Raw genomic sequence first — 4,215 nt, 5'->3', positions numbered from 1 at the left:
GACAAGAAAGGCCTTTGCGCTCACCCGATTTCCCCATCTTTCGCGCAGTACGCGCTTTGCTTGTCGCTATTGCTTCAAGTTGCGCGCCATAAGAAACGCGTCTTTCCGAATGTGAGGTATCGACCGCAGCGAAAGCTCGCTGCGCACCGTGAGGGGCGGGTTGGAATTGGCCATGGGCCGGGGTGCGGATGAGACGGGTGCTGCAGCCTTGCGCGGGCAGGGGTTGGCGCGCCCTACAGAAATCCAACTTATAACCACTGGTGGCTAGCGGACCCGGACAAGCGAGGAAAATCAGCATGGAACTGATGTGCAATTTCCACTCAAAGGCATTGACCAGCACCGACAGCCAGTCCAGAATGTGGGGACGATTGTGGGGTTCGATGGGCAAGCTTACAGCGATAAAGGTCCGCGCTGCGAAGCCTGGCAAAGACGCAAATGGCGCAGCAACCAAGGCCGTCTATCAGGACGGCGAAGGCCTGTTTCTCGTTTGCGCACCGACCGGCGCACGGTCTTGGATGCTGCGCATTCAGGTAGATGGAAAGCGTCGTGATATTGGTCTTGGCAAAGTTGATGACGGCGCAGGTCTGAATGCCTTTGCGAAAGGAGACGATCGGCTGGCTACGGTGCCCCTGATGCTCCGCAAGTCGCTTTCGTTGGCCGAGGCGAGAGAGAAGGCTGCGGCGCTTCGCAAGCTCGCCAAGGCCGGCTTAGATCCAATCGTGGAGCGCGATCGGGAGCGGGTGAAAATTCCGACCTTCAAAGAGGCGACAGCGGACGCCCATAGTGCTCTGAAGGCGGGGTGGAGCGACAAGACGGGAAAGGCTTTCCTTGCATCGCTCACTGATCATGCGTTTCCCCAGCTTGGGTCGATGAAGGTAAGCGCGATCGGTGCCTCCGACGTGATCGCAACTCTGGCGCCAATTTGGACTTCAAAGCCGGAACTTGCGCAGAAGGTGCGTACTCGCATCGGGCAGGTGTTGGCTTTTGCAAAGGCGCGGGGGTGGCGTTCTGATTCCCTGCCAGATGCGCGTGAGCTGCGTTCCGGTTTGTCGAAGCAGGGCAGGGGCGGCAACTACGCTGCAATGCCATACGTTGAGGTGCCGGCCTTCGTAAGTGCTGAGCTAGCGAAGAGCGCGACAGCAAGCCGCTATGCCGTGTTGTTCGCGATCCTCACGGCAGCGCGCTCGGGCGAGGTCCGCAACGCCAAATGGGATGCGATCGACCTTGAGGCGCGAACCTGGACCCGATCGGCCGACGACATGAAAATGAAGGTTGGCCACGTCGTCACGCTGTCCGATGCAGCCGTTGCGTTGCTGGAGCGGTGGCAACCGGACAAGGCACTCCGGGGCGGTATTGTGTTTCCCGGAACAAGGGGCGGTGCACTATCGGATATGTCTCTCACGAAGGCCGTGCGCACGGCTGGGCGATCGGAGACCGTGCACGGCTTCCGCTCTGCCTTCCGCGACTGGGCTGCCGAACGTATGCCAACGATCCCCGCAATGGTCGCTGAAATGGCCCTTGCCCACAAAGTCGGAACGGCAACTGAGCAAGCCTACCTGCGCAGCGATCTACGGGATATGCGTCGCGCCCTGATGGAAGCGTGGGGACGGTTCGCCGCACCTTCGCTGTCGGGCGTGGGAGGGAACGTCACGGCGCTGCGCGCGAGCGACGCAGCATAGGCCCAAGAGGGCTTGGTTTGGCCCGAGACATCCGAGATCTTGTTGAACCATCATAAAAGACTTCGCGCAGACCCACCCCGCTTGTTATTCCCGCTATTCTGCTAGCGTTTCTTCTCCGGCGTGTACCGAACACTAGTCGGCTGATGTGAATTGCATAGCGAAAATATTATAAACTATAATTTAAATTCATCAGAAATAACCAAGCGCTGAAAGCCACGTAAGACCACCCCCTCAGTGCTATTTAATTTGACGCTTAAAGGATTGCCGCCGTTTAAGAACGGCAGGCTAATAACTTTTTCATTTGATAAAATATCAACGTAAATAGTTGATTTTATATTTGTACATTTGATCCCATCGGGCATTGCAGAATTGTCGACCATGGAGATCCAGCTCGGATCTCCACTATCGAAGACTTGGAGCATCGACGATTCAAGCTCCTCTGGAGAGCAGATGTGTGAAAGTTGGGCGAGACCACTGAGTGCCGATCCGTACGGAAGCCCAACGATCGGGCCGGCAAGTTCTTCTAATGAAGGGTCATCTTCGATATTTGCAATTAATTTATGAACGGCGAGTTCGAGGCAGAATATGTTGGAAACTAGTCGCCGCAGAGCCCACGCATGCGAATAAACGCTTATAACTAAATCTTGTGTTTTAAATACAGAAAGCGAACCCGCATCATTCACGATTGGAGTATAACATGATGCTCTATTTCCGTCAGAATAAAATATATCAACAGGCATAAGTCGTAGGTAATTATGTTTAGATTTGTTGCAAATAGTACTCCATTCTGAAGTTAATTTGCGACTTTCATGGCGGTATGCATCCCTGTGCGCCTGCAACAATCTACCTGATTTAACAAGTGCATCAGTACCGAGAAATTTCTCAACATCTCTCGTGTAAAACTCACACATCTCAGCCATAGTATAAGCGCATAATAAAAGATAATCTCCAGCGGCGGCCGTATTAATGCCGGAAGATTCGCCACTCTCTCGATGTAGTAAATCTTCCTCTACGGATTTAGTTATCTTTATGCATTCCAGTAAGAAAGAATTCATCCTTCTATGCAAATGCGCGTAAGGGTAAGAAATATCCCTGAATGTAATGCCTTCTTTGACAATCGGCATTATTTGAATCCTACGCCCTTGAAGCGCCGTCAACAAAGGCGGCTCTATAGGCATCATGCTATGCGGCTCCTCAGATCCAATTACGCCTCGCCAATCTGCCATCCACTTCTCGACTAGGCGGAAAATGGAAAATCGATAACGCAGATTGCACCGGTTACTACCGAGGCGCCGATAAGCCCGTTTTATATCCTGCCTGCGGACGCCGGCCAATACGCCATCTTCTCAAAGCTGAAAGGCCGCAAGAGCGTCATCGAACCCACAGCTGCACTGATTACCCATGTGCCTGCCCTTGGCACAAGATGGATCATGGCGGGCGTACCTTGTGATGAAAGCCTGCACGGCCTCATCGATCGCGGTAGAACCTTGACGCTCGCCAACCCCTGTTTCGCAATCATCAACGGGGTTTGATGTAGGCACGCAATCAGCAAAGGCGGCATCACGAAGCGCATTCGCCTTCGCCCAGGCCGCGTCCGCTCGCTTTTTGCTGTCTCGAATTTCCCCTTGTGCGCCCAACTCATGAAGCCAGCCATCGATATCGGCTCGCATGAGCTGTTCGATTGCGTCCTCAGTCGCTTGCTGCGCGTCTTTCCACGCCTGCAACGCCTCAAGCGCCAGCTTCGTCAGGTGGCTCTGCATCAGCGTTTCTCCACGTTCGCGCATCGGTATTGTCAGTTCGAGCGGCTCATCGACTGGAGACGATGCCTTTGGCCTGCCAATCTTAGGCGTTCGCTGCGTTGGTGCCGCCGACATGGTCTCGCGGTCAATCCTGGAGGCCCTTCTCGACCAGTCGGCGGATTGCTTCGGGGCGGGTTGGCTTGTCGGGCTGAGCTTCGGCCCAGGCGTCGACCTTGCCAAGCTGGTGGGGCTGGAGGCGAACGCCGACAACTTGCCCCGTTCCCGTGGTCACCGGGCGGCCCCTTGATTTTTTGTTAACGCTAATTGACTTGGTCATAAGATTTGCGTTAACACAAAATCGAGCCGGGCGGAAGCTACCACCTACCGCCCGGCCCTAACCAACAACGCGAGGTTCAGACACGTGATGGCTGCCCCAAATCTACAGGCGGATTCCGCCGACCGCAACGGCGTGCGCGCCGATCTCCTGAAGTTCGAAGTCAATGGCATGCGCTTGGCCGTGGACCACGTCGACGGCGTGGTCGACCGCCTGGCCGAAGCTCACGCGCTGCTGTCTGTTCTCGCGTGCGCTTTCGAAGACGCCGAGACTGTTGGCTATCCGGCAGGCGACCGTTGCCCCATTTCACACATGCGGCCGCAGGTCATTTCCAAGGCGCTAGCAGGCCGCTGAAAAAGGGCTTGGCTATCGGGCCATGAGATGATTCATCGAGGCAGGACGCGATGAACGAGGCCGATGGATGCGCGGGACGGACGAACGATCGGGCGAACTGTTTTCCTAC

At 55.3% G+C, this 4,215-nt stretch carries 5 protein-coding genes; 2 read left to right on the top strand and 3 right to left on the bottom strand.

The window, feature by feature from the left end:
• Positions 1 to 296: 296 nt before the first annotated feature.
• Positions 297 to 1,679, top strand: coding sequence for a tyrosine-type recombinase/integrase (locus tag HHL27_RS22060; RefSeq protein WP_169495512.1), 1,383 nt, complete (start codon positions 297 to 299; stop codon positions 1,677 to 1,679).
• Positions 1,680 to 1,852: 173 nt separating this feature from the next.
• Here HHL27_RS22060 and HHL27_RS22055 read toward each other — a convergent pair whose 3' ends face one another.
• The 3 genes from HHL27_RS22055 to HHL27_RS22045 form a co-directional block, all read right to left on the bottom strand.
• On the bottom strand, positions 1,853 to 2,860 hold the full coding sequence (locus tag HHL27_RS22055) for a hypothetical protein (protein WP_169495511.1): 1,008 nt from the start codon (positions 2,858 to 2,860) through the stop codon (positions 1,853 to 1,855).
• Positions 2,861 to 3,025: 165 nt separating this feature from the next.
• Positions 3,026 to 3,439 (bottom strand): hypothetical protein, encoded by a 414-nt coding sequence (locus HHL27_RS22050; protein ID WP_169495510.1) that lies wholly within the window; start codon positions 3,437 to 3,439, stop codon positions 3,026 to 3,028.
• A gap of 124 nt (positions 3,440 to 3,563) precedes the next feature.
• Positions 3,564 to 3,710 carry a hypothetical protein gene (locus HHL27_RS22045; protein ID WP_206069796.1) on the bottom strand — a complete coding sequence of 49 codons (147 nt, stop codon included), beginning with the start codon at positions 3,708 to 3,710 and terminating at the stop codon, positions 3,564 to 3,566.
• A gap of 129 nt (positions 3,711 to 3,839) precedes the next feature.
• Between HHL27_RS22045 and HHL27_RS22040 the strand changes: the two genes are divergently transcribed.
• A complete protein-coding gene (locus tag HHL27_RS22040) occupies positions 3,840 to 4,106 on the top strand; it encodes a hypothetical protein (RefSeq protein WP_169495508.1) in 267 nt (88 codons plus the stop codon).
• Positions 4,107 to 4,215 lie beyond the last annotated feature (109 nt).

The sequence above is a fragment of the Novosphingobium olei genome, from assembly GCF_012927405.1.
GTDB lineage: Bacteria > Pseudomonadota > Alphaproteobacteria > Sphingomonadales > Sphingomonadaceae > Novosphingobium > Novosphingobium olei.
This window is presented reverse-complemented; position numbering and strand designations above follow the sequence as displayed.

What these genes read in the sequence shown, in the direction of transcription:
- HHL27_RS22060 (WP_169495512.1), top strand. Translation starts at nt 297, where the DNA reads ATGGAACTGATGTGCAATTTCCACTCAAAGGCATTGACCAGCACCGAC.
- HHL27_RS22055 (WP_169495511.1), bottom strand. Translation starts at nt 2,860, where the DNA reads ATGATGCCTATAGAGCCGCCTTTGTTGACGGCGCTTCAAGGGCGTAGG.
- HHL27_RS22050 (WP_169495510.1), bottom strand. Translation starts at nt 3,439, where the DNA reads ATGCAGAGCCACCTGACGAAGCTGGCGCTTGAGGCGTTGCAGGCGTGG.